Genomic DNA, 25757 nt, shown 5'->3' with positions numbered 1-25757 from the left:
GGTGCGGCCTGTCTTCTTCAGCGCCGTCAGCGGCCGATCCGACTTGATTCTTGCGTTCAGCGCACTGGTATTTATCATTTAGCCAACGCTAAACAGGTGACGTCCAGCCGCATCGGTTAAGAAAGAGGGTTGTCCGAGCTTGCCACGATGTTGTACACCAGCCAGTTGGAGGTGGCGCCATCACAGATGCTGAGATCAGCCACATCAACCAGAAGGTCTTCGCTACTTTGAGGCAGACGGATCCGCAGTGTTGCCGCTCCGAGCAGCGGGCAACCCTGGTAGAGGTTTTGGCCGGCGACTTTGAGCATGACGTAGGCGGCGTGCTTCGGTTTTACCGTGAGCGTCCGTGCTGGGATCGTGGTTCTTTCTACGGCCGGGTCGCCGATAACGTTCCCGTTGACATCGAGCAGGGCCACATCTGGAAATCCGAACACTTCGCAGTCAGTGGTGCCGGTGTTGGCGAGCCTCACGTAAGTCAGGGCTGTGTTTTGCGGGTGGTCAGGGTCGAGGGATTTACGGGAGGCAGCAAACTCGCAGCTGCCCGTCGTGGCATCTACCGTCGGTGCCGACATCGCCGGTCTTTCATTGGCCCAGGTCGGCGAACAGCCCGTTAGTACCGCCAGAATGATCAACGCTGTCGCACCCGTCAGTGCGATGGTGGATCGACGAGGTCGACCGTTCATTGGAATCCCCCCAGACCAAGTCATCTAGCAGAACTATACAGCTGATCAGCGCGAAAAGTTGGGGAACTCTTAGTCCCTCAGAGACTCAGCACTCGCCCAGCTTCCCCGTATCTCGAGGGACAACTCGCTGGTCGCCCCAGACGTGCGTCGTTAGGTTCCAGGCTGGGCCTTCTGGGTCGGCCTGGGCTTCGGCTATGACAGGCGCGGGTGCGTTCCTTCTACCCTGGCAAGCGCGGCAAGCGCAGCGCTCAACCGCTCGGCGTCCACTCGTGGGTGAGGATCACGTCTCGAAGATCGCGGGAGCGCTACGCGCGTTTCTCCTCCATGATGCCGAACCGTTCGCCCTCATCGCCCGGTAAGCGTCCGGGAATCGATCGTCTGGCAGGGCACTCCCCCAGTCCAAGGTCGTTAGCCGAGGGCGGCGCGGCTATCGAGCAGGGCCTGACGGCTGTCCAGGCGCAGTTCTAGTTCCATCATCACGACGCCGGCGAGGCCTTCCAGAGTGGCCATCTCGGCGCTCGTGAAGTCCCGGGGCGTGTGGTCGATTAGGCACAAGGTGCCGACGTTGTGTCCGTCCCGAGTGGTGAGCGGAACGCCGGCATAGAACTGTAGACCCATTTCGCCGATCACCAGGGGGTTAGCGAGCGCTCGGGGATCGATCCGGGCATCTGTCACCACCCAGGGCTTGTCTTGCAGGATGGCGGAGGCGCACAGTCCGGCGTCGCGGTCGATCTGTTCAACGGCCAACCCGTGTCGCGATTTGAACCAGATCCGATCGTGGTCCACCACGCTGACGAGCGCGATCGGAACCCTAAAGGCGCGGGCGGCCAACGCGGTGATCTGGTCGAAAGTGTCGTCGGGCGGGGTGTCTAGTAGGTCGTAGCGTCTGACGGCGATCATCCGACCCTCTTCGTCCGCGGCGTCAGGAGCCCCGGGCCGGGTGGCCGTCAGTTGCAGAGGTGCATTGGCGCGGTGCCGCCCTGAGCTGCCGGCGATCAGCTGCCGCAGCGCGAGCACCAAATCGTCCACCAACGGCCTGTCCCGAGGGTCGCGCGCAGTCATCGCGGCGATCAGGCCGGCCCAGGCGGCTGGCACAGTTTCGGGAATGGCCGGATCCTTCATAAGTCGGGCCAGAGCCGACGGTACTGCCTGGCCGGGGAAGGCGATTTCGCCAGTGAAACACTCCAGTAGAACCAGTCCCAGCGTATACACGTCACTGGCTGGCCCGACCTGGTCACCCAGGCCTGCTCGGGGCTCATGTAGTGGGCACTGCCGGTGGCCGCTCCATCCGCGGTATAGCGCCGGGAATCGGCGAGCAAGGCGATGCCGAAATCGGCGAGCTTAGCTCGGGTACGCGAGTCGTCGCCGTTGTAGTTGACGAGCAGCACGTTGGCGGGTTTGATGTCCCGGTGCACAACGCCGCGCGAGTGGATGTATTCCAGGCCTTCTGCGAGATCCTGAGCCAGCTGGGCGATTTGACGCAAGGGCAACGGGCTGCGGGCGAGCCGACGCTGCAGGTCGGCGCCCTCGACGAGCTCCATCACCAGGTAAATACGCGGCATCATTGGATCGCTGCGGTCAACGGCAGCGTCGAGCAGGGTGACGAGGCTGTGGTGACTAAGGGAGGCGAGGATGTTAACCTCATCCTCTTGACGCCGTACGTCGGCCGACTGGGTGGCGTCGGCGAGGAAGATCTTGATGGCCACGTGGCGGCCGAGGACTTCGTCGATGGCCTTGTAGACGGCCCCCATGCCGCCCTGGCCAAGCAGGTCAAGCAGCCGGTAACGGCCTCGCAGCAGCATACCCATTGCTGCACCATTCTCCGGCACACTGCCCGCCTTTCCTGCCGCAACTCTACCGGGCCAGATACCTGCGCCGTGGCCATGGAGACTGCGGGCGTCCTGTCGTTGTAAACCCGCAATGGGCGGGGTCGCTGCCAAGGTCTCGCGTTCGCGGCCATCCAATTCGACACACCGGCCAAGTGCACGCGCGCGGAACCACTTGTCGAATCACCCGATTGCATGCGAGATCACCCGCCCTTTTGGTTCATGATGCTCGGCCGACAGATACTCGCGATGCGCGAAGACCGGACTTTTTCCTAAATGACTGATTCTCACTGGTAGGTTCTAGCTACGTGTTGGAGCTGTCACCCCATGCGATTTAAGGGCCGTGGAACACGCGGTTGAAGAACGCGGCCACATGGTCGGAAGTCAGGGAATGGCCCACGCCCCGAAAAGTCACTCATATCAAATTGCGCGCAGCGCTTTCGGCGCCGCGTTCGGGCGCTACGGGCTGCTTTGTGAGTTCCGGTCTGGAGGCGGCATTGGAGTTTTGCGGACGGGCAACGGTGGGCCGGACGTGATACTGAGCCGCAACCCAAAGGGCGATCGCTTTGCCCACAGGGACCGTATCGATGTCGGCGCTCTCAGGAAATGGGACGTAAAGATATTGATGCTCCACGCACTCCGGGTCGATCGCGGCCAATGGTCCTCTTGGTCTCTCCGCAGACTACCGGTGCCTCAAGACATTGAGCTTGTGGGGCGCGGCCATCGGTCTAACTGGCACCTTGCGGTTAGTTCTTGGATTTCAATCGAGCCGCAAGCGACCGACCGACAGAGAATCGTCGGGCGGACGCCCCGGCCCGACGATACTCTCGGGGGCCACATTCGTCCTGGGCGCGGCTTTGAATAGTTTCGGCACCGCGGCGCCCACCCTACGAGTGCAACAAGACGTTCTAATGCGCCATGGTCAGCACATTAGGTCGTCACCTGTCCGTATACTCATCGAGTGCTTCCTGCTGATATCCCTATCCCACGCGCAGTCAGGCGCCCTTCCTTATCAACCATTGGAACCTGACGGTGCCTGACGTTATTGGTCAGTTGCTTCTTGAGAATGAGACTGACAGTGTTTTGGTTGACTTCGTAATCGCCGGAAACCAAACGGCATTCGAAATACTGGTCCGCCGCTATCGACCGATGCTGCATGGCTACGCTATGCGGACGCTGGGTTCCAATGAGGAATCTGACGACGTCGTGCAGGAAGCGTTTATCACTGCGTGGGAAAAGCTTCCGGCGTTGAAGGACGGCGTGCACCTGAAGGCTTGGCTGATGCGTGTTGTGCGTAACAAGTGCCTGGATCGACTGCGAAAACGGCGCCCCGTCACCGTCGAGATTGACGAGAATATGCCGGCACTCTTGGACAGCCCCTTCGACGTAGTTGAAACCCTCCTGCACAATGAGGCCTTGTCGCTGGCCCTATCCGGATTGCCAACGAATCAGCGTCGAGCCTGGGTTATGCGCGAGTTTTCGGGTGCTAGCTACAACGTAATAGCTAGCGAGTTAGGCGTTCCGGAATCAACGGTTCGTGGCCTACTTGCTCGATCACGCCACACTCTCGCTCGGGAGTTGGCAGCATGGCACTAAACACCCAGCTTCGCAGCCGTACCCCTGGTGGCTTCCGCGCATAAAGGCGGGCCCTAAGCCAGACTCGTGGCCAAACGACCGCGCGTCGGTACGAGATGCAAGAGCGGTCGTTTTGAAGTCATCTCCTCGCCGCGTTGAGCGCACCCGCGCTGGTCAGTAGCCTGCTAAGTACGGCGATCACGCTCGCAAGCGTCATCGTTGGCGCGAGATTGTTCCGCGGTCGAGGCGAACCGGTCGCGCCCCGTCGGCCTTGGTGGAAAATGACCGCTCGACCGAGCTATCGGCATGGAGGCGGCGATATCCTCTCCTTGCCGGGTACGAAGACATGGCACTTGGCGCGCAACGGACTCATCGCTCTACAGCAGCCAAAGCCTTGTCGATGGTGAGCCCGGACTCAGCGCCCTTGACGCCATCGAACCAACGCACGACGCCGTTAGCGGTTTGAGCTCGTCGGACGAGGGCGGCGGACTCCGCCGCCATTTGAGCAGTCCGGCTACCTGTCCTGCCGGGCCCACGGCGTGAAGACCAGGCGCACCGGTGCCGTCTTTGCCTTTGTAAGGCGTGCCGTTAATCGCTTCCACGTGCCAGGTGTCCAACTGCTCGAAGACCTGCGCGAGCGCGTCTTGGGCGGCTTGGAGGTTGCACAACAGGTCGTAGGAGTCGGATGGGCGCAGAACGGTACGAATGGAGTGTGCAGCTTTTGCGTCATAGCGAGTAGCTCGTCTGCGAGCTCGGTTTGTGGGCCTCTTCATTGACTACCGTGGCATCTCCTGGCCTGTCGGTCGTGGTTCGTGAGTTATGGATGCGTGCCGAGGTTCGGTGTATCGTTCGCGCGGTGTCGACACCGAGGAACTGCGAAAGCTCAGCCGCGACTCTGAGAAAACACAGGCTCCTCGAGTCGCTCCTGCTCGCCGCCATTGAAGTGTCCGGCAGTAGTCGCCCGACATCGCTCTTCCCGACCGCGCACTCGAACCAGTGTGATCAAGGTCGCGGGGCCTGCAACGAGGAACTTCAGCGAGTTCCACGCAAACAGCAACGCAAAGAGGTTCAGCCAGCCCGCGCCGCTATTGTCAGCCAGACCAGCACACAACACCATCGCGAATGTGTATGGGACCGCAAGAAGTGTCGCAGGCAGGCCCCACTTCAGACCGCGGCGAGTGTGGATGGCAGCGAGCGCGATGTTGGTCGGCATGAACCGCCGCACGACGTAGTAGGCGCGGGCCGTTACGCCCAGGATAAGTCCGAACATGCTTGAGCCTTCCTGATGTTCGGCGACGAGAACCTGGAAGGACTGCCTATTGGAGGGAACGTCGTGCCGTCACTGCAAGTGGCGGCGCACATGAGGTCGCTTGATTCGAGTTTAGAACTGGATGCCTGATGTCGGAAGCCCCAAGCTGACGCGCTGATGAGGTGCATCGGAGGCCGGGAGCCGATCCGCGAGGCGCCGAGCTCGTCTGAGCGCTGCGTGAGCGCGATCCCTGTCGAGCTGTTGGGCAGTCGATTGCGGTGGCGGGCCAAGAGCACTCGCGCTGACGATCTCGTATCGGTCCCGGTAGGCCGCGACGGTGCGTCCGAACTGGCGCCAAGCGCCATCCTCGGATTCCCGTGGTGCCGCCCCAAGGTGTTTCGTCCACGCCTCCGTCGCTACCAGCGAGGCTGCCAGGCATGCCGCTGCTCGGGCCTCCATCAGGTCGCTGCGCTCGGTGAGTGCTCGGTGAAGGTCAGCGCGCATCGGCCCGGAGGCTCGCGGAATGAGCCCGGCGATTAGTCGCGGCGTTTTGCGCGAGCGACCCGGCCCGGTTTCACGGGCGGTCACCGACGACACTCGGGCCCGAAGAACGGCAGCAATGTCTTGAGCATCCTCGACACCGCGAACCGCGACGACGTGCTTAAGTAGGCGCTCGATGTCGAAGTGGTGTGCCTCGGCGCGACGGAGTTCGGCGGTCAGCGGGCCGAACGCATCCGAGGCGACAACGCTATCGGCGTGCACCTGCGACAGCCCACTCTCGCGCACCATAGACACCCACCTGTCGTGCTGAGCCGCCGCCGCGATGGTCTCGTACTCTGCAGCAAGCTGGGCGATCGATCCCCACGAATCCTGCTCCCCCGCGATCGTCTCATGTGCAGACAGTTCAGCACCCACGTGCTGCAGAACACCATAGAGGATGCTTTGCGCCGTGGCTTCGGGGTTATCGCCAGGTCGAGGTCCGACGTGAGCATCATCGGGTCGATCCACGGCCACATACGCGGTATTCGCCTTCCGGCCACGCGTCATCGCCACATAGAAGTTCTCCCTCGTCATGCCCGACGCAACAACAGTATGAGCGGTTTCCGTCGTCATGCCTTGGGCCCGATGAGAGGTGACCGCGTAGCCGAGTTCCAGGTGTCGCATGGTGTACTCGGCAGGGAGGAGAACCGTGCTCCCCCACCGTCGGCCGTGCCGTCGGACCTCAGCGGAGCCATTTCGGTGCACACTGATCACGGTCCACCTGTCGCCGTTGCGCACCCAAGATCTTGCCGCGCAAAGACGCCGTTCATTCCGGCGCGTGATTACCGTGTCACCGACCGCCGCTCGGGTTCCGTTATGCAGGGTTATCTCCCGAAGCGCATCCACGCGCCCCTCCAGGATTAGTTCAGTCCGGGCGCGGACATTCAACGTGGCAACTGCCTCGAGCGAGTCGCTAATGAGCACCGTGGTCTTGCCGGCTCGAGCATCGGTGCGCCAGGCCTCAAACGCAGCATCTGCCATTGACTCGGTGTTGCCCTCACGCACGCGATCGTGCCCGACGTAGAGGTCGATCGACTCCGGGTCACCGTGACGCAGGCCGAGTGATGCCGACTTCTCCCATTCATGGACGAAGCGGTGAACGTCAAGAAGTTCAGGCGCATCCGCTCGATCGTGAACCAGCAGGGACAACGCCCCTCCCGCATCGACCGACTGGAGCTGGGCGTAGTCGCCCACGAGGAGAACTTTCGCGCCAGCGCCCGCGGCGAGCGCGGTAACCCGGTCCAACGGCAAGGTCCCCGCCAACGATGCCTCGTCAATGATCACCAGCTGGCCAGCGCGGAATGTCGCTCCGTGCTCGAGATGGTTCTTCCACCACTTCGCCAGATTTTCGGTCGTAATGCCCAAGTCATCCGCGAGCACCTGAGCGGCGGAAGCAGAGGGAGCCAGCCCGACCACGCAACCCGCACCGTGGGCCGATTCCCATGCCCGCCGGAGCGTGCTCATCGCTGTAGTCTTACCCGCGCCAGCCGGCCCCACCAGGACGTCGAGCACCCGCCCGGATTCGACAATCGCGGTCAGCGCCTCCATCTGATCGGCGGCAAGTACGCCGCCACCGGGCAGAACCCGTCGCTCAGAAGATCGGAGTGTGGTCGCTGGTATCCGTGGGCCAGTCGTATCACGAGCCCGGTTGAGCAACCGACTCTCGGCGTCCAGCAACTCCGTGGAAGTGAAGACCGCGGAGTGTTTGGGACGGAAGACAGTCGTGCCGTCACCCCGTTGGAATGGTGCTGGGCTCGACGCCAATTCCGGAGGCGTGATCTGCAATGACGCGAACTCGGCGGCATCCACCACCAGGCCGACAACAGTTTCTCGATCGGATGCCGATGCGAAACGGTACTGCATGGTTTGGCGGGCGGCTTCGGCCAGGAGATTCCAGTGGCGCCAGGTCGCACGCCTTTCGCCGACCGCACGCACCACCTTCAACCCGAGTGCGCCGATGGTGTCAAGGGGCACGTCGGTCTCGTAAAGGACCACCGGTGACGGCCCCACCTCCGCTGCACTCGCCTGGGGCACGGCCTTATGGCCCAGCACACGCTGGGCGCGTTCACGCCACTCTGCGGTGAGTTCAGCCAGAGACCGCAATGTCTTCGTAGGTCGAGTGGACAGAGTAGCCTGCGCGCGAAGCCTGGTGATTGTGACCGGGTTGGGACGGTGACCGTGACTACCCACATATGCCTCGATTAACCGGTCGGTCTCGACATCTATGTGTCTGGACCTCGTGGAGAACGCGGAGACGAGCGCCTCGGGAACGGAGCTGATTGCCCATGCTGGGTGACGGTCTCTGCCTCGCTCGCGCGTTTCCCACCTCACGCAAATCGAGCGCGTAAGGGCGTCCGCAAACAAGGTCTCGTGCAATTCGGATAGGGCCACGACAGCCGCATGCATTGGTCGACCGTCGAGGGATCGCCACCGTCCATCCAGCACGGCTTGCACCTTGTTGCTGATTACGACATGCGTGTGCAGGTGCGGATCACCCGCCCTACTGTCAAAGTGATCGAAGGCCGTCGCGATCAAGCCGCTCACATCCACCTGGGCAACGGCGCCGTCGTGGACCGCTACGCCAGTCCTCGTGGCGGCAACCTCGCGCTCCATGTACGCGAAAACCTCGGCGACCGCCGCATGATGCGCATCCACGATCTGCGCTTGGGTCGCTGCGTCTGCGACACCCCAGAGGATGCTCGCCGACTTGGGGATTGAAAATGTGAAGTCGTACCCGGCGACTGCGCGCCGCCGACGTGCTACCTGGTCGCTTCCCGCCGGGGCCACGTCCGACGCGACCGAGGTTTGATAGACGGGATACGCGCGTCCCAATGGTGCGCCAGTGACCGGGTCCCTCCCCCTACCAACCAACAGCTGTAATTCCGCCTCTGTGACTTCGGCGCCTTCGACAATGCGCCCCATCCCGAGGCTCGGGATGCCGCTGCCCATCCATCGTCCTGGCGGGGTGCCCTTCGCGCTGTAGTACCGGGTCAGTGGCGTTGACAACGACCGATCGCCGTCGCCAGCAGCGATGGTGCGGAGCAGGTACTTGTAACCCTCACCAGCGCTCATCACCCGCATAGACACCGTCATTGAAACACACCGCCTCCGGGAGAGAGGTGCGCCGCCTCGATCTGCAAGAGGCGTGGTAATACGGTTAGGGGACTCCGAGGCTCGCCCAACGGAGTGTTTCACTCACCGCTGGCTGGTGTCGGTATTCTGCCTGCCGCCTTGTCGGCAACCCGTCCAGACAAGGGTGATCGAGAATAATCGGCCCAGCGATGAGTGCGAACGTCGACTGGTTATGTCGATCGCATTCCGGCTATTTCTTCCAACGCGGTGCAATGCTTTGCGCATTGACCTTCTTCAGCGTATGGGCCACCGGCCCGGGCGTGTTGCAGACAACTCTTTCACTAAGCTCAACCGAGTCCATGTCCCACTCGGCTCACACCCCTCGAACCCAAAAGGAACCCACTAAATGTCCCGCAACGCCCGGAAATACGGCCTTGGTAAGTTCCTGCTCGATGTCATTCTGGTCCTTATCACGGGTGGTCTGTGGCTGATCTGGATCTTCGTGCGGGAACTCAGAGGTCTTCGTCGTTAGTTCACGCGGATCTAATCCGCGGCTGTCACGCTAGGGATTCAGCTTCACCTCGATCTTGCTTCGCGCAGAGTCGACATCTGGGTTGAGCTCGATCACGGTGGGCTACCTCAGCTCATTTTGGTCAGGGAAGTCAGCCAAGCGTGGAGAGCTGCCCTCCAGCGAACGGGATCCGAATTCCAGCTCATGGTGTGGTCTGCGTCGAATGGCTCAAGGTCGACGATGTCGGGTCGCCGTTCGCTAAGCCGATTCGATACTTCGAACGGAGATGAACTGTCCTGGCGGCCATGCAGGATGAGAGTCGGCACGGTCAGCTCGTCAGTTCGCGCAATCCAGTTAAGCCTGCTCAGGGTGATGGGCTTGGGGAGACCGGTCAAGCGTGCCAGCGGCCAAGAGTTCAGCCACGGCAGGGCAAGGGTGCCGGTCCATGCAGGCAGGCCGGCCCGTGCGCAGTTCGCTCTGATCGTCGACACCCAATCGAGGACAGGTGACTCAAGCACGAGGCCATTCACTACCACCCCAAACTCTGGGTCCTTAGCAAGCTGGAGTGCGATGACAGCGCCCATAGACCATCCGAACAGGATGACGCTGCGTGCGCCGTTCTCGCGGGCGAACCGCACAGCAGCGCGGACGTCATCCGTTTCGGCAGCACCGAGCTCGGATCGTCCAGCTCCTACAGTGGGGCCTACGCCGTCATTGCGGTACGTCACGACAAGCGAGGGCAAACCCGCTTCCGCGGCGACTTGCACCCCACGAAGCGTTCCAGCGCGCGGGCTCCCGAGACCGTGGATATGGATGGCCCACGTCGTCGATGGGCCGGCTGGCGGGCGGATGAGCCACGCTGGCGCGGGCCCAACATCTGTCGGCACCCAGACGTCCTTCGCCGCCAAACCGGCTTCCGCGGGGGTCGAGAAGAAGATTCCGCTCCAGGAGGCTTTGTCGCCTGCTCTTAGCTCTCCGCTCAGGTCTTCCACCACGCGGCCGACGCGCCCTGTCCCACGGTCCACTATGCCCTTCGACAGCCGAACCCAGCCGCCGTTCTCGAGAATGAGGCAATAGATGCCGGATGCGCCGGTGTGAGTCGTCCGATCGAGAACGACGATGGTCCGCTCGCCCGTTTTCTCGACCCCACGGACGGTGAGGTCATACGTTCGGCCCCCCGCGGGCGCGGTCAAGTTCCTCGCGATCACGAGCCCCAGCCCGGCGAGCGTCCCACCAACAGCGGCCACCGCACCGGCCATCGCCCAGCCGGCTTTCATGGCGCCAACTTTTCATCTCCGTTTGTCGTGGGCAAAGCGGCGGCCAGCGAGCCGGCCTGCCCCGCCCCGACAAGGTGGAGCTCGGCGCGCTCGATGAGCTCTCTCTCGGGCTCGCTGACTGCAAAGTTCACCCGCGAGTCGATCATCGCGTCGCGGATCTCGACGACCTGACGATGGAGCACCGTGTCGGGTTCGTCCGCAGGGACCGCGACATGCTGGTTTTGGCTGATTCCTGGGCGCGCCTTGGTCGCTTCTGCCCAGATCGGCCTGAGATCGTCGACCAGCTTCCGGGTCCGTCGTTCGCGAGAACGGGCCTGCAAAGTGCGAGCAGCCGGTTGGCCAGCGAAGCCGAGACAGAGAAAAAGAAACGCCAGTAGTCGTAGTGGTTCGTATGTGACGGCGATCTCCGCCATCAGGTCCAGATCGTTGAAGACGTGGGCGAGGTCCATAGCGATGACGACGACGCTCAGAACCACACCAAGGAAGCTTCCGATAAGCAAAGAAGCTGGAGGCAACTTCTGGACACCCTCGATGTTGCGGAACTGCCGGGCAGCGAGAACTGCCATCGCGGAGAGGACGACCCCGTAGTAAACGAATTGGATCATTGAGTAGACAGCAGCCGCGGGTTGATCACCGAGTTCGAGCATGAAGTTCGTGGTGGTCCCGCCGAGGTCGATGAGAGAGAAGGCGACGACCGCACTCAAGATTGCGGTCACAAGGGCGACCCGCCCGAGCGCGAGCCTGACCGCCCTCGGCTGGCGCTCGGATGCCTTCATCACTCCGCGACCTAAGAAGAAGACACCGATCATCAACGCAACGTCCGCCACAAGGGTCACGAGGTTATCGCCGCCGGCCAGTCTGTCGAGAACCCGATAGACGGGGTCAGTATTTAGTGTCATCGCGACTGCGATCGTCAGCGCCGCGTAGGTGATGTTCCGTTCGGCACGACCACGCCGCAGGATAAGCAGGCTCGCAGCGAGTAACCACATGGCTGCGGCAACGAGGACGACAGTCATCCGAAGGTCTCCAAGTACCGAGAGTTGTGCATCGCCGACCCACGGATTGCAGCGGCGAGGCGGTCGGCAAGCGTCTCCGCAATGACTTCCTCGGCGGTGTCTAGATCCTGGCGCCTGAGTAACCGGGCCCGAATCTGAGGCGGGATGTCTGGCAGCAGGAAGTCCGGCGCTTCGGGATCATGGTTGGCATCGTGACCGAGAATCATGTGCGCCAATTCGTGAAGCACGAACTGCTGCCGATGCAGCGCCGAGTCACTGCTGGCGTGCAGGATCAAGTCTTCCCCGTCCGCCACGAGCCAAACCGCACACAAGCCGTCCTGATCGCCAAGGTCCGCGAGTTCAACGATTCGGAGTCGACGGTGCCGGCTCCTCTGCACGGCGCCTACGAGTTCGTCGAATGTGAAGTTGTCCCCAAGAGCGAGGTCGTCAACAGCCGTCGACACGCTCACGTCCTTGTTCACTGCGTCTTCACCTCAATTCATGCGTTATCTTGGGCTCATCTCCGGCACGATTCTCGTACGCTTCTGGAGATTTCGGAGAGATCTCCGCATCCAAGAACCTGCTGATCGCTTGCAGCGCTCCAGGGGAAATGTCTCCCAGGGTGCGAGCTGCATAGGTCTTGATTCGGGCGGCTCGCATTGCGCGAACGAGGTCGAGCTGAGCGCTCACCTTTGCGGGAATGTCAGCATCGGCGGCACCCGTGATGAACGCGGGATCGACGTCGAAGAATGCGGCCAGGCCGTCGAATAGTGGAAGGTCTTGTACATACCGGTGACCGTTGACCATGTACGTCCATCGCGACCGCGAGAGGTTCGTGCCGCGCTCTTCGAGGTACGTGGCGATCTGGGCGAAGGTCGGCTCGCTCCCCGTCTCCGCGGTCGCAACGTCGAGCAGCAGCCGGAGGCGTTTTGCGAGATTCTCGGCGGCTGTTTGGTCATCTTCATCGGTCATAGACAGACCCTCTCGCCCTGCGCCCTGGCCCGGTCATTGTCGGCGGTCACTCGAGGCCTTGGGAGTGCTCAATCTAGTCTTTGAGCATGACCAACGCAATGGTTGCGCATGCTCAAATGTGGTGCTAAAACGAACCTGAGACCAATTGAGCATGCTCAACGGAGACGACTCGCCAAGGGCGCTGGCATGGCGAGGCGCACCTCTGTGTCAGCCACACACCAGTGTTGGCAGCCACTTGGGAAGGTGATCGATGTGTCGACGAAACCGCAAGCGCGACAAGACTGGGATGCGAAGCTCGCGAGCCTTCACGAACGCCTGGTTGCCTCGGTCGAGGAGCTCGTCAATGGAGATGAGTGGAGCCGCGCCCTTGAGTTCTCCGCTCGCTTTCGATCACGGTCTTTCAACAACTCACTATTGATCTGGGCGCAGCATTCAGAAGCGCACGAACGTGGAACCGTCCCGACTGAACTCCCGAGCTACGTGGCCGGGTTCCGGCACTGGCAAGCGCTCGGGCGACACGTGATCGCCGGGCAAAAGGGTTACATGATCTTCGCGCCCCTCACCGCGCGTTTCGCGAGCTCCTCCCCCATCGACATGAGTTCGTGGCGGCGGCTTAGCCGAAACGAGCGGCCTCGAGCCGGTGAGGTCGTACGCCAGCGAATGGTCGGAGCCCGACCCGCATACGTGTGGGATGTCACCCAAACCGAGGGGTCGCCGATCCCTGAGCATCCCGGGCCGATCATGCTCCGAGGCGAGGCGCCCAAGGGACTCTGGGATGGCCTTCGAGCGCTCATCCAAGAGTCTGGCTTCGCTGTCGTGTTGGTACCGGATGCCGCCGCGATCAATGAAGCAAACGGCCTGACCGACTTCGTGCGCCGAGTCGTTTCGGTGCGAGCTGACATGGATCCTGCGGCCGGGGTGAAGACGCTCAGCCACGAACTGGCGCACATCAGGATGCACGATCTCGACGCTGGCGCACTGTCGCTCCGCGGGGTGAGTGAAGTAGAAGCGGAGTCAGTCGCACTGATGATCGGCGCGGCACACGGGATGGATACAAGCGACTACACGATTCCGTACGTGTCCGCTTGGGCCAGCTCCGTGCCCGACAAGACCGAGACCGAGGTTATCCAGGCGACTGGCGAGCGCGTGCGTCGGGTGGCCGTCGCGATTCTCGACCGGCTCTCGACCGATCAAATAGGGGCCGGCGATCCTCCCGAGTTGGGCCTGTCTCAACCGGTCGGGCATTCAGAAGTCACAGTGCCGGATGCCCTCGATCACCGGTCGGAGCGGCTCGGAGTCAGGACACTCTGATGGATATCGTCGACGTGCTGCTCGACACAAGACAATCTTCGCTGGGAAGCGCGGCTCTCTCCTTCGCGCGGGCAGCTATCCCGATCTTCCCGTGTGCCAGAGGGGGCAAACGTCCGCTCACTCATGCCGGTTTTCACGAAGCAAGCTCTGACTTAGACCAAGTGCGGGCTTGGTGGGCCCGCTGGCCCTCTGCGAATATCGGGATGCCGACGGGCAGCCCATCTGGTTTCGATGTGGTCGATATCGACGTCACAGCCGCGAGTTCGGGTTTCGTTGCGTATGCGCGTGCGAGTGCCGCCGGGCTCGTCGACAGTGAACTGGCCCGGGTGCGTACCCCTTCCCGCGGAATGCACGTCTACTTCCCCGCGCTGATGAGCCGCCCTCAACGATGCTGGCAAGCTGCAGCTGCGCACATCGACTTTCGTGGCGACGGCGGCTACGTCATTGTGCCTCCCTCGAGACTGGCGACACCCAACGGCCGATTCAGCTACCGCCTCGACTCACTCTCAGCGGCGGACTCGAAGCCGGTCGACGCCATCGCCCTCCGGGAGTTCTTTGCACCCAGACCGCCTCGGGCGGTATCGAGGCCGGAGGTGCTCGCCTCGGCTGAGCCTCAGCGACTGGCGCAGTGGGTCAGCGACCTCGCCGAGGGCGAACGAAACAGAGGCCTGTTCTGGGCGGCCTGCCGACTTGTGGAGGCTGGGTTTGTGCCCGCGGACATTGACGCTGCGCTGGCTCCGGCTGCAGAGTCCGCGGGGCTGCCGACTGCGGAAATCACAGCGACTATCCGGTCCGCGAGCCGGCCGGCCACCCCACATGCGCCCGGCGCACAAAGCGAGCAATGGTGCGACCCAGGAGCTCAGGTACGCGGGCGAGGTGACGCGCCGTGCCTGGGATGACATTTCGCACTCACGGCGACGTCTTGCCATCCTCAGAGCGTTGCCATCCAGGTAAGTGTCGTCACTCCTGTAGTTCAAACCATCGAAATGAGGGAGGACCAAAGCCATGGCTAGGGATGAGTTCGACGAGGTAGGCGAATCAGCAGCTATCGAGACCCTCGGCGAAACGCAGCCGCAGCATCCATTGCCCGCAGAGGATCCCGTTCGCTCTGATGTAGCAGCTTCGCACAACGAAGCGGACAGACGATTACTCTTCACTGGCAAGGAAAAGCGCTCCCCCGGTGGCGACGTCAACTGGGTTCGCGCCTCGGATCTACTCAGCAGCAGCACCGGGCGTATGGCCGGTCGGGGCATCGACTTTGAGGCGGAGCTCGCACGCCGGATGCGCAGGACCCCGGCCACCACTCGCCGCGCAATACGCGACCGCGCGAGCAAGCTTCCCCCGCTCTCCGAATTCGGGCAGCGAAACGACCAGCCCCAGGTTTCACGCCCCGAGCTCGGCCGAACCTGATCTCAACGGCAGCCAGTGCGACGACGCACACCAATCCGAAGGGAGGTGCCGTGATGGAATGGACCACACACCGAGGAGCAGATTCGAGGGCGTTTCACGACTCCGAGGGACTGCGAACGGTGCTCGCCAGGCTGCAGGCCGACGGTGGTCTCAGCTGGCGAACTGACCCCGAGGCATCCGAGCTCATGCGATACGCCGCCAAACGCTACGCAGCCCTGGCGCACAGACATGGGCTGGATCCTTGGGAGGCAGCCGCCGCTGCGTACGACGCCATGCGAGCACCGTCGGCGTTGCGGGCCGACGACCCTTGGGCGATCGTGACGAGGGCGGTGCAGGTGACCTGTATTGCGGAGGAACGTGCCCAGGGTCTTCTGTGCTCAGTGCACCAGGCACGCCGACGCAAGATCTCGAGGTACCACGATGCCGAGCGATTCAGTGATCGGGAGCACCCACTACCGGAGTATCACCCGGCGTTCCGCACGGATTCGGCCTGCCCACAGACCGACGCATCGCCGCGACCTGAAGTGGAACCGGCTGTCGAGGACGCAATCATGCTGTTCACACTGCTGGGCTGGGAGTCTGACCGAGCACGAAGCTGCGTTGAGTACATCTGTAGCAGGCTCGCGGACTCCCAATCACGCCCCTCTGCATTCGAGTGTCTGCGCCGCGACTACTCTGCCCGAGCGCACTTGGACATTCCACAGAGAGCGTGGATGTCGATGCTTCGAGCGCTCTTAGGGAACTGCGATCCGCTGCAAGCGCACACGGCTGCCAGCCGCGGCATCCTGCTTCGGTTGCTTATCGGCGAGCCACTTCGCACTCTACTTCGCGACGATGACCTCGTTTCCGACATCGTGGCCAACGCACCAGGAGTGCGAGTATGACCAACACGCCAGGCCACATCGAGCTGGAGCGGTCAATCGACTCCATTCGGATAGGTTCGCGCCACCGCAATGACCTCGGCGACATAGACGCACTCGCGGCCTCGATCGAGCGTCAAGGGCTCCTGCAGCCCATCACGGTGACTCCTGAAGGCACTCTTGTCTGTGGTGCTCGCCGCCTCGCCGCACTTCGGCAGCTGGGGGTACGAAGGCTCAATGTCTGGGTTCGCTCCGGCATATCGGAGCGGCTCACCCAGCTACTTGCCGAGCAAGACGACAACGCTTTTCACAAAGAACTGAGCCCGACTGAGGCGGCCACTCTCTACCGCGAGGTCAAGGTCCTTTTGGCCGAGGACGCAAGGCGTCGTCAGGAAGCCTCGCGATTCGGCTCCGAACAAGAAAATCCCAGGTCACACGGTGCTGCCGCAACGGCATCACCGTCAACTCAGCTTGATGGGCCTGCCCGCACCCAAGCTGCTCTCTTCGTCACTGGGCGCCGCTCTTACACGATGCTCGAACGGATAGGCGAGCTGCAACGAATCGCCGCTGATGAGAGCCTCGACGACGCACTGCGAAGTCGCGCAACGGCCGAGCTCGACTCGATCCACAACGGAGGCTCGGTTTCCTCTGCACAACACAGGATGAACACTCAAGTTGCTGTACTCGAACTTGAGCGGATGGCCGCAGACCCCGGACAGCCTGTTGGCATCCGCGAAGCCTCGTCGGCGGGTGCGACACGGGTCCACGCTGCTGCTCCCATGACCCCGGATGCCGACCTGGAACGTCTGGCTCAAGATGCGCTGGCACGCGCCAAAACCGCAACCAAGTCCAAGAAGACTCGAGCGATTGCCACAACTGACGCGAAACTGCCTGTCCGTTCTTTCGTCTTCCTTTGGCACGATATGGGTGAATGGTGGCTGCGCTACGACGTCGAGGAGATCTCGGCCCAGCTCACGGACGGGCAATGGGAGCAGTTCGAAGAGACGTTGGCAGGCACCATCGCTTTCGCTGAGCAGCTACGCCGTATGCGCGACGTTTCCCTCGGCTCAAGTCAGCTATCGGCAAGCCGATGATCCGGTACAAGACGCACTACGGTACCTGGAACTGAGGGCCTGAAATGCCCCTCGTTCACCAGCGCCGCTTCATCATTGCAGTCATCTGCGGCGGCCTCACGCTAATTCTGCTCATGGCGATCGGCCTGTACGGCCTGATCCGAGGCCCCGAGAGGGCGAGTCCCCCGGACCGGCTCGCGGTCGAGACATCCGCCCCGTCGGTCTCGCCTGGACGCGCCGATGAACCTCGGCCGGTGCTCCTGACGTCGAACGCCGAGCTCTTCGCCAGCAGCGTGGCTCGAGCCTTGTTCAATTGGGACACCCGGCACGAGGGTGGCCCTGCCGAATGGGGGCAGGCGCCGCTCGACGTCGCCGACGCGGAAGAGGCGCCAGCCCTGGCGTCCGACGTTCGCGGCTACCTGCCCAGCCCTGAGATGTGGGAGCGCTTGAGCGCTTACGGGACCCAACAACGGCTCGACGTGGAGTCAATCGCCGTCCCCGAGTCGTGGTCCACTGCACTGCAACAAGCCACGGCAGGACAGCTTCCACCAGGTGCAACGGCAATAACGATCATGGGAACTAGTCACCGAGTGGGTACGTGGAATACCGAAGTCATCCGTACAGAGCGTCCGGTGGCGTTCACTATTTTCGTTGCGTGCCGGGAAGGACAACCGTGTGTGCTCCTTCGGCTTTCGCAGCTCGACCGTCCTTTGAAGTGATTGAGCGATGAGGAAGCTCATAGTCGTCATCGTGGTACTCATACTCGTTGGCCCCTCCATCGGGCTGGTGAGCGTGGCCACCCTGATGAACCCGGCGGCGATTTCATGCGGTTCGGGATCCCTCGCCGTCGGCAGCGTGCCCGACTCGCTGACAGCCCAGACACGCGATGGCCGTTCGATCACTCTGAACAAGAACCAGCTCACCCATGCCGCGACAATTGCCACGGTAGGGGCACAAACACCCGGTGTCGGCCGAGAGGGCGCCCTCATCGCGTTGATGGCCGCGCTCACGGAGTCAACGCTCCGGATGCTGGCCAACACCAGCGCCTATCCGGAGTCAGGGAAGTATCCAAACGACGGACTCGGCTCCGATCATGATTCCCTCGGCCTGTTTCAGATGAGATCTGTTTCAGGTTGGGGAACTGTGGCAGAGCTCATGGATCCGGACTACCAGGCACGCGCATTCTTCGGTGGGCTTTCCGGGCCGAATCGCGGGTCACCTCGCGGCCTGCTTGACATCCCGGGTTGGCAGTTACTCGATCCGGGCGAGGCCGCGCAGGCCGTCGAAGTCAGCGCCTATCCGGACCGATACCAAGACTTCCAGCCCGTCGCAGAGTCGATCCTCGCCGCGTTGACTCGATCGCAGTCGGCGAGCGCCGCCGGTTTCGACAAGATAGTTCCAGAGACATCACAGGTGGCGTTCCCGCTCCCCGACGGCACGTATACAAAGACAGACAGCTTCGGAATGCGGACGGACCCCTACAGCGGTGAATCACGGTTCCACGCCGGAAGTGACCTCGCTGCGCCCGCGGGCACGCCCATCCTCGCGGTCGCGGACGGCATCGTCAGCTTCGCCGGGCAACGCGGTACCTACGGTGGGCTGATCGTCATCGACCATACTGTCGGCGGCGAGCGCGTCGCCTCGTACTACGCCCACATGTACGACGCGGGCATCCTGGTGACCAAGGGCGACAGCATCGCAGCCGGCCAGCACGTCGGCGATGTCGGCTCAGCGGGCAAATCGACCGGTCCCCACCTACACCTAGAGATCCACCCGGGTGGAGCAGACCAACCTGCTGTGAATGCGGAGCAGTGGCTCGCCGAGAACGGCGCCGCCGGTGTCACAGGTGCAGCGGTCACCACAGCAGGATGCACACCAGAAAGGGCTGAATGAGATGGATGTCTTCCCCGACTTCGGAGCCGTCGGTGGCGCCGAAGAATTGCAGAACATCGTCGGCGCCATGCTCACCTTAGTGCTCATGATCTCGGTGCTCATGATGATCATCACTGGCGTCACTTGGGCGCTCGCCTCGGCGAGCGGCAACTTCCAAACTGCCGTCCGCGCCCGCACCGGGCTCTGGGTCGCCTGCGGTGCAGCTGCCCTGGCCGGTGCCGGTGTCGCCTGGGTCAACTTCCTAATCGATATCGGTTCAACTCTGTAACGGCCGCAGCCCCAACGGGACGCAGTGCGCTCCTGTCTGTCGTACGTCCATCGATTGAGGGAGCTGATTGTGATCGACATTGATCCGAATGGGACGGGCCTACCTGGCATCGACCAGCTGCGCACCATCGTGGGCGCGGTCATGACCATCGGCTTGGTCCTGAGCGTGCTCGCCTTGATCGTCGCGGCCATCGTCTGGGGCTTCGGGGCCAACTCGTCCAACCCGCATCTCGCTTCGCGCGGAAAGACCGGCGTGCTCGTGTCCTGCGGTGCGGCCATCATCTGCGGCGCGGCTGTGACGCTGGTCAACTTCTTCTGGGGCGTCGGCCAAGCCGTCTGACCGTGACTCAGACATGATCAAGGCAAGCCTATGAGCGTGTGCGATGTGCCGGTGATCGCGAGCGTTTGCGACGCCGTCGGTGAAGGCACTGCCTCACTGGTCGCGGCACCGTTCGATTGGCTCGCCAACGCGATGGGCTCAGCCGCCGCCTGGCTGTTCGAGTCGGTGTGGGCCGCCTTCGACACGACCACACTCGTCGACGTCACCGACCCTGGGTACATCGACGTATATAACGTTCTCTTCGGCGTCGCGGTCTTCGTCACCCTCGTGCTCTTCTGCCTGCAACTCATTACTGGGCTTATCCACCGCGACCCGACCGCGCTTGCCCGCGCCGCCACGGGCCTCGCCAAGTCGGTGCTGGGTGCTTTCGTTCTCATCACCATCACAGCGTTGCTGCTCGAGATCACTGATCAACTAACGATCGGCATCGTTCAGGCAAGTGGCAACACCATGGAAGGGATGGGCGACCGAATCGCTCTGCTCCCCGCCGGCCTCACAGCGGTCAACGTCGCTGCTCCCGGGGTTGGAGCGATCGTGACGATTTTCCTGTCTGCGCTTGCGATCAGCGCCGCGGCGATCGTCTGGTTCTCACTCCTTATCCGCAAGGCGCTGCTGCTCGTGGCGATCGTCTTCGGGCCAATCGCCCTCGCCGGCGCGACCTGGGATGCCGCCAAGGGATGGTTCGCAAAATGGGTCGCCTTCGTGATCGCGCTCATCCTGTCAAAACTCGTGCTCGTCGTGATCTTCCTGGTTGCGGTCGCCCAAGTCTCGGCACCGATCGACGCCGATCTGGCTTCGATCAGCGACCCGATCGCTGGGATCGTGCTCATGTTCATTGCCGCGTTCGCGCCGTACATCACGTACAAGTTCATCAGCTTCGTCGGGTTCGACATGTACCACGCCATGTCGAGTGAGCAGGAAGCGAAGTCGGCCCTGAACCGTCCAGTGCCTGTGCCTGCCGCACCGATGGCAGACAGCGCCAAGAAGATTCTTGGCCCGAGCGGAGGCGACGAGAAGGGGGCGACGGCTCCAACCGGTCAGACGGCGAGCACTTCTCCATCTGGGCCAGGACCCACCACCGCTTCGCCTACCGGGAGCCCCGGCCCCACTGTCGGAGCGTCCAGCCCTGCATCATCTGGCACCAGTGCTGGAGCCGGACCTGCCGTTCCGGGAGCAGCAGCCGGGGTGGGCAGCACAGGAATCGTGGTTGGAGCAGCAGTTGCCGGCGCCGCCGCGGAGGCCGGACCAGGATTCGGCAACGCGCTCGGACAGACTGCTGACACTCACACACAGGCAGTCGGTGACGCCGCCGGACCGAGCGCACCTACGCCGGAACCAGAACCCATGCAGCCAAGAACCCCCACGCCCCTAGCCGAGGTACCCGCCTCGGCATCCGGACTCGGCCGTAAGGACGTTTAGTTATGGACGCCGACGAGAACCGCGCCAAGTACCAGCTGTCCCCCGTCCAATTCTCCCGTCTGACCAAACGCGGCATCGTCCTGAGCTTGTCGCTGCCACAGTTGATTGCACTGTCGATCGGGATGCTCACTCTCGTAACAGCGCTGTACACAGCTGGCGCCTCCGGCCTAGCGTGGACAAGTCCCGTCTGGGTGACCACCGCGGTCATCGCGGGTGTCTCGATCCGCGGCCGCAAGCTCGTCGAGTGGGTGCCGGTCGGCACACGGTGGATGTGGCGCGTCGCTTACCGCCAGCTGACCTACCGGCGTCGAATCATCCGGCCGCGCCCCGTTGGAACGCTGTCCCTTCCCGGCGACGCGGCCGCCCTGCGCGAATGGAACGATCCCGAGACCGGGGCGGTCATGATCCACGATCCGCACGCGAAAACCCTCACCGCAGTGGTGGCGGTGTCGCACCCGGCCTTCGCGTTGCTCGACCCCGGTGAGCAGCATCGGAGGGTGACCGGTTGGGGGCGTGTACTCGCGGGTGCGTGCAGGTCAGGACGCATCGCACGTCTGCAGGTGTCGGAACGCACACTGCCTGATTCAGGCACCGGGCTCGCCGAGTGGTGGGAGCAACACGGCATCGATGACGGCGGTTGGGCTGCGGTCACGTATCGCGATCTCATCGGGAGGGCCGGACCAGCCGGCGAGCGCCACGCCACCACGATCAGCCTCTCCGTCGATCTCGCATCGGCCGCGCGCCAGGTCCGAACGCAAGGCGGCGGCATGCGCGGTGCGGCAGCGGTGCTCCGCCAGGAGATGACGGCCTTGACGGGAGCGCTGAGGTCCGCGGACCTCTCGGTCGGAAGCTGGCTCACCGCTGACGAACTGGCGAGAATACTGCGAACCGCGTACGACCCCGCCGTTGCTGTAGACCTGGAACGACATCCTGACATGGGACGGTCGCTCGCCACTGCCGGCCCCGTTGCCGTCACCGAGAGCTGGGATCGGCTGCGAACGGACAGTGCCTTCCACGCGGTGTTGTGGATCAGCGAATGGCCACGATCGCAGGTGTTCCCCGGGTTCCTGTCACCACTCGTCTTCACTAACGGTGTTCTCCGCACGCTGTCGCTGCACTATCTGCCCGTTCGTGCGGATCAGGCCGCGCGAGACCTCCGCAAGAAGAAGACCGAGCTCATCAGCGATGCTCACCAACGCAGGCGTATCGGCCAGATCGAGGATGCCAGTTCCACCGCGGAGTATGAAGACGTGCTTCAGCAGGAGGCAGACCTCACGGCTGGCCACGGTGTTGTTCGCGCAACCGGACTTGTGTGCGTGACGGCGTCCACTGCCGACCAGCTCGACGCCGCGGTGGCGTCAATCGAGCAGGCCGCCATCCAGAGCTCGTGCGAGACACGTCTGCTCGTCGGTCAACAGGCACAAGCGTTCACCGCCGCAGCGCTGCCCCTTTGCCGCAGCGTGTAACCGGCGCGCACCTGTCCCATGAAGCAATCGATTGGAGTCGAGATGTTTGACGAAGGACTGAGCACAGCCGAACCTCGTTGGATCAGTGTCGTCTTCCTCCAGGGAGACGAGGCCCACGCAGTGCTCGGCATGATCGACCTCAGGGGCGCAATCGCGGCTATCGAGCACCTACAAAAGTGGGACTACGGAGACGAGACGATTGACGCTGCTCTCACCAACGGGTACGTCTACGACCGTATTCCGGCCGGGTCGACAGATCGGATTATCGAAGACGACGAATCACCATACGTGCTGACCTACAGTGCACCGTTCGGCTATGTGTCGCTGCTGCGCCGCTATCCAGATGAACATGGACCGAATCTCGTCCGGACGCCAAGGGTGGCATCCACCCAACCTGCCCAGACGCGCCAGCGCGCCGAAACCTGGGCATGCACTGGAGCTCGATCGAGCAACAAGGCAGGGCGCTCGGTCTCGCTGTGAACAACCCAAAGGACCAACGCCTGCACACAACTCACCTGCTTGCGCCGCACGGCGAAATCCGGCGTGACCGCCAGGCGCGCAAGCGCTCAGCGGCGCAGATCGTGGCTGACGCGCGGCGGGCGAAGCATCTCGAGGCGCGCACGCGATGGCAGACCGAACGGGAGGAGGCGCGATCGACCGAATACCTTGCCGCCGGCGGTGAGCCAGGTCCCGCACAACTGCGGATGCCTGGTCGACTCCGGCTCCCGAAGCATCAGGACACCTCGGCTACTCTGTCCGGCCACTACCCTTTCCTCGCCGAGGCCGGACTGGGTTCGGCTGGCGTCTTCGTCGGGCAGGACCTCTATTCGGGTGGCTCATTCGTCTACGACCCCTGGGTGCTCTATCAGCGTGGAATGATCACCGCCCCGAACATCGTCCTCGCCGGCATCGTAGGTTCTGGCAAGTCATCGCTCGCGAAGTCGCTCTACACACGCTCACTCCCATTCGGCCGTCGGGTCTACGTGCCTGGGGACCCGAAGGGTGAGCACACCGTCGTGGCCGAGGCCGTCGGCGGCAAGGCGATCATCCTGGGTCACGGACTGCGCAACCGGCTCAACCCGCTCGACGAAGGTCACCGGGCGGCCTCCGCTACGGACGCCGAGTGGTCGGCGCAGCTGGCGTCGCGGCGTCGTGAGCTCATCGGCGCGCTCGCCGAGACTGTGCTCGATCGAGTGCTGAGTCCGCTTGAGCACACCGCCATCGACCTCGCCCTCGCGGATGCGGTTCGAAGCGCCGAGGTGCCGATCCTGCCGATGGTCGTGGATCGTATCCTCGCCCCGAACCCGGAAGACGACGAGGGCCGTCTCGCGGAAGATGGACGCCTTGTCGGCCATGCGCTGCGTCGGCTCGTCGCGGGCGACCTCGCCGGACTTTTCGACGGACCCTCCACCGTGCGCTTCGACCCTTCACTGCCAATGGTCTCGCTCGACCTGTCGCGCGTCGCCGAGAACTCAACACTCATCTCCGTGCTCATGACCTGCTCATCCGCATGGATGGAAGCTGCACTTGCCGATCCGGCCGGCGGCCAACGATGGGTCATCTACGACGAGGCCTGGCGCCTCATGGCGTACCCGGCACTCCTGCGCCGCATGGATGCACAGTGGCGCCTGGCCCGGCATTTTGGGATCGCGAACATGCTCGTCTTCCACAAACTCAGCGACCTCGACAACGTTGGTGACTCCGGGTCCGCCATGCGCGCGCTCGCGTCGTCGCTGTTGGCGAACGCCGAGACTCGCATCGTCTACCGCCAGGAACCAGACCAGCTCGGATCCACGGCGAGCGCCCTCGGGCTCAGCGGAACAGAACAGCAGCTGCTCCCCGCGCTCGGGACCGGTCAAGGTCTCTGGCGCGTCAAAGATCGCAGCTTCATCGTGCAGCACCAGCTGCACCCCAACGAGCTTGAAGCATTCGACACGACTGCCCGGATGTCCGCGGAGCGGTAATCGCGCATCCCGAGCGGACTTTCCACCCAGAACAAGGAGTCATTCCGATGGTCAAAAATGCGAGCGAAGAGAGAGAAGCGAGGATGCTGCTTGCGGCGCTCTCCGAGCCAAGTGACGTCATCACGGGGACCCTAGTCGCCCGTCTCGGCGCAGCGGCGACCATGCAGCTCATCACTTCCGGCGATCGGCTACCGAATGGCGTCGAACCCGCCGAAGGCGAACTCTGGCGACGGCGGCTGGCTCCCCGCATCGACCCCGGTCAGATAGACCGTATCAATGGCGACATGGAGCACCATGACATTCGGCTTCTGACTCCTGAGGATGTTGACTGGCCCGGCGAGCTGCAGCAGCTCGGCGCTACCGCGCCCATCGCACTTTGGCTCAAAGGCGACCCGAGTCAGCTCTCGGCTCCCCTGCCCGGCCGCGTGACCATCGTGGGTTCCCGGGCCGCAACGGCGTACGGCAGCCAAGTGGCAACCGAGCTCGCTTCTGAGCTCGCCTCGCAGGGCAGGGTGATCCTTTCCGGCGGCGCGTATGGCATCGATGGAGCAGCGCATCGAGCTGCCACCGTGTCCTATCCCGGGTCCACAGTCGCCGTGCTTGCCGGCGGGCTCGACCGACTCTACCCAGCGGGCCACGAGCAACTCTTTGAGCGCATCGAACAAAGCGGTGGTTTGCTCCTGAGCGAACTTCCCCCTGGCTCCGCTCCGACTCGGTGGCGGTTCCTCCAACGGAACCGGATCCTCGCAGCCCTCTCGAGCGCGACTGTCGTCGTTGAGGCTGGGCATCGATCTGGTTCGTTGAATGTGGCTGCACAAGCCCATTCCCTGGGTCGACCGGTCGGCGCCGTCCCCGGACCCGTCACTAGCCCGGCGAGCGCAGGCTGCCACCGGCTCATCCAAGAGGGAGTCGCAAGTCTCGTGGTCGACGCCCAAGACGTGACGGACCTGCTGGATGCCTCGGCCGGCTTCTCAGGAGACCGAACCTTCACTTACTCAGCCACGCGACGATTCAGTCGAAGCGGTACGGATCTCCGCCTGTAGACGATCTATGT

23 protein-coding genes are annotated in these 25757 nt (G+C 63.1%); 14 read left to right on the top strand and 9 right to left on the bottom strand.

The window, feature by feature from the left end; translation table 11 throughout:
- Nucleotides 1-116 precede the first annotated feature (116 nt).
- From E3T19_RS15275 to E3T19_RS19405, 3 genes are all read right to left on the bottom strand, one after another.
- Nucleotides 117-683, bottom strand: coding sequence for a DUF4232 domain-containing protein (locus E3T19_RS15275; RefSeq protein ID WP_166788895.1), 567 nt, complete (start codon nucleotides 681-683; stop codon nucleotides 117-119).
- Nucleotides 684-1091: 408 nt separating this feature from the next.
- The gene (locus tag E3T19_RS19410; RefSeq protein WP_241980291.1) at nucleotides 1092-1700 is read right to left on the bottom strand and encodes a GAF domain-containing protein; all 609 of its coding nucleotides are present in this window, start codon (nucleotides 1698-1700) and stop codon (nucleotides 1092-1094) included.
- A 101-nt stretch (nucleotides 1701-1801) separates the two neighbouring features.
- Nucleotides 1802-2491 (bottom strand): serine/threonine-protein kinase, encoded by a 690-nt coding sequence (locus E3T19_RS19405; protein WP_134409258.1) that lies wholly within the window; start codon nucleotides 2489-2491, stop codon nucleotides 1802-1804.
- Between the two features lie 1050 nt (nucleotides 2492-3541).
- Here E3T19_RS19405 and E3T19_RS15260 point away from each other — a divergent pair.
- Nucleotides 3542-4105: an RNA polymerase sigma factor gene (locus tag E3T19_RS15260; protein ID WP_166788894.1), complete on the top strand. Its 564-nt coding sequence runs from the start codon at nucleotides 3542-3544 to the stop codon at nucleotides 4103-4105.
- 862 nt (nucleotides 4106-4967) lie between these two features.
- On the opposite strand, the gene E3T19_RS15255 is transcribed toward E3T19_RS15260, so the two are convergent.
- A complete protein-coding gene (locus E3T19_RS15255; RefSeq protein WP_174776723.1) occupies nucleotides 4968-5354 on the bottom strand; it encodes a sulfate permease in 387 nt (128 codons plus the stop codon).
- Nucleotides 5355-5465: 111 nt separating this feature from the next.
- Entirely contained in the window at nucleotides 5466-8954 is a 3489-nt protein-coding gene (gene mobF, locus E3T19_RS15250; protein ID WP_241980278.1) for a MobF family relaxase, read from the bottom strand.
- Nucleotides 8955-9351: 397 nt separating this feature from the next.
- Here mobF and E3T19_RS19525 point away from each other — a divergent pair, with 397 nt between their 5' ends.
- On the top strand, nucleotides 9352-9477 hold the full coding sequence (locus tag E3T19_RS19525) for a hypothetical protein (protein ID WP_255578577.1): 126 nt from the start codon (nucleotides 9352-9354) through the stop codon (nucleotides 9475-9477).
- A gap of 107 nt (nucleotides 9478-9584) precedes the next feature.
- Here the strand turns inward: E3T19_RS19525 and E3T19_RS15245 are convergent, their stop codons facing one another.
- The 4 genes from E3T19_RS15245 to E3T19_RS15230 are packed head-to-tail and all read right to left on the bottom strand — an operon-like array spanning nucleotide 9585 to nucleotide 12700.
- Nucleotides 9585-10733 (bottom strand): S9 family peptidase, encoded by a 1149-nt coding sequence (locus tag E3T19_RS15245; protein ID WP_241980277.1) that lies wholly within the window; start codon nucleotides 10731-10733, stop codon nucleotides 9585-9587.
- A complete protein-coding gene (locus tag E3T19_RS15240) occupies nucleotides 10730-11749 on the bottom strand; it encodes an MAB_1171c family putative transporter (RefSeq protein WP_174776722.1) in 1020 nt (339 codons plus the stop codon). Before E3T19_RS15240 ends, E3T19_RS15245 begins: the two co-directional genes overlap by 4 nt.
- Nucleotides 11746-12210 (bottom strand): ImmA/IrrE family metallo-endopeptidase, encoded by a 465-nt coding sequence (locus tag E3T19_RS15235; RefSeq protein ID WP_134409255.1) that lies wholly within the window; start codon nucleotides 12208-12210, stop codon nucleotides 11746-11748. The genes E3T19_RS15240 and E3T19_RS15235 overlap by 4 nt, the downstream gene beginning before the upstream one ends.
- Before the next feature lie 7 nt (nucleotides 12211-12217).
- On the bottom strand, nucleotides 12218-12700 hold the full coding sequence (locus E3T19_RS15230) for a hypothetical protein (RefSeq protein WP_134409254.1): 483 nt from the start codon (nucleotides 12698-12700) through the stop codon (nucleotides 12218-12220).
- A 252-nt stretch (nucleotides 12701-12952) separates the two neighbouring features.
- Between E3T19_RS15230 and E3T19_RS15225 the strand changes: the two genes are divergently transcribed.
- The 12 genes from E3T19_RS15225 (at nucleotide 12953) to dprA (ending at nucleotide 25746) form a co-directional block, all read left to right on the top strand.
- Nucleotides 12953-14011: an ArdC family protein gene (locus E3T19_RS15225; protein WP_134409253.1), complete on the top strand. Its 1059-nt coding sequence runs from the start codon at nucleotides 12953-12955 to the stop codon at nucleotides 14009-14011.
- Nucleotides 14011-14910 (top strand): bifunctional DNA primase/polymerase, encoded by a 900-nt coding sequence (locus tag E3T19_RS19670; protein ID WP_134409252.1) that lies wholly within the window; start codon nucleotides 14011-14013, stop codon nucleotides 14908-14910. Before E3T19_RS15225 ends, E3T19_RS19670 begins: the two co-directional genes overlap by 1 nt.
- A gap of 1391 nt (nucleotides 14911-16301) precedes the next feature.
- Nucleotides 16302-17375, top strand: coding sequence for a ParB N-terminal domain-containing protein (locus E3T19_RS15210; protein ID WP_134409251.1), 1074 nt, complete (start codon nucleotides 16302-16304; stop codon nucleotides 17373-17375).
- A 44-nt stretch (nucleotides 17376-17419) separates the two neighbouring features.
- Complete coding sequence (locus E3T19_RS15205) at nucleotides 17420-18073, top strand: hypothetical protein (protein WP_134409250.1); 654 nt, start codon at nucleotides 17420-17422, stop codon at nucleotides 18071-18073.
- Between the two features lie 7 nt (nucleotides 18074-18080).
- A complete protein-coding gene (locus tag E3T19_RS15200; protein ID WP_134409249.1) occupies nucleotides 18081-19247 on the top strand; it encodes a M23 family metallopeptidase in 1167 nt (388 codons plus the stop codon).
- Nucleotide 19248: 1 nt separating this feature from the next.
- Nucleotides 19249-19515, top strand: a complete 267-nt coding sequence (locus tag E3T19_RS15195; RefSeq protein WP_134409248.1) for a DUF6112 family protein — start codon at nucleotides 19249-19251, stop codon at nucleotides 19513-19515.
- Nucleotides 19516-19584: 69 nt separating this feature from the next.
- Nucleotides 19585-19854 carry a DUF6112 family protein gene (locus E3T19_RS15190; RefSeq protein WP_103432436.1) on the top strand — a complete coding sequence of 90 codons (270 nt, stop codon included), beginning with the start codon at nucleotides 19585-19587 and terminating at the stop codon, nucleotides 19852-19854.
- A gap of 30 nt (nucleotides 19855-19884) precedes the next feature.
- Nucleotides 19885-21273: a conjugal transfer protein TrbL gene (locus E3T19_RS15185; protein WP_134409247.1), complete on the top strand. Its 1389-nt coding sequence runs from the start codon at nucleotides 19885-19887 to the stop codon at nucleotides 21271-21273.
- 2 nt (nucleotides 21274-21275) lie between these two features.
- Nucleotides 21276-22739 (top strand): SCO6880 family protein, encoded by a 1464-nt coding sequence (locus E3T19_RS15180; RefSeq protein WP_134409246.1) that lies wholly within the window; start codon nucleotides 21276-21278, stop codon nucleotides 22737-22739.
- A gap of 42 nt (nucleotides 22740-22781) precedes the next feature.
- The gene (locus E3T19_RS15175; protein ID WP_134409245.1) at nucleotides 22782-23219 is read left to right on the top strand and encodes a hypothetical protein; all 438 of its coding nucleotides are present in this window, start codon (nucleotides 22782-22784) and stop codon (nucleotides 23217-23219) included.
- Entirely contained in the window at nucleotides 23168-24703 is a 1536-nt protein-coding gene (locus E3T19_RS15170) for an ATP-binding protein (RefSeq protein ID WP_241980276.1), read from the top strand. Before E3T19_RS15175 ends, E3T19_RS15170 begins: the two co-directional genes overlap by 52 nt.
- A 47-nt stretch (nucleotides 24704-24750) precedes the next feature.
- Entirely contained in the window at nucleotides 24751-25746 is a 996-nt protein-coding gene (gene dprA, locus E3T19_RS15165; protein WP_134409244.1) for a DNA-processing protein DprA, read from the top strand.
- Nucleotides 25747-25757: the final 11 nt, after the last annotated feature.

Source organism: Cryobacterium sp. TMT4-31 (assembly GCF_004403385.1).
Taxonomy (GTDB): Bacteria; Actinomycetota; Actinomycetes; order Actinomycetales; family Microbacteriaceae; genus Cryobacterium; species Cryobacterium zongtaii.
Note: the sequence above shows the minus strand (reverse complement) of the source record. Positions and strands in the feature narration are given on the sequence as shown.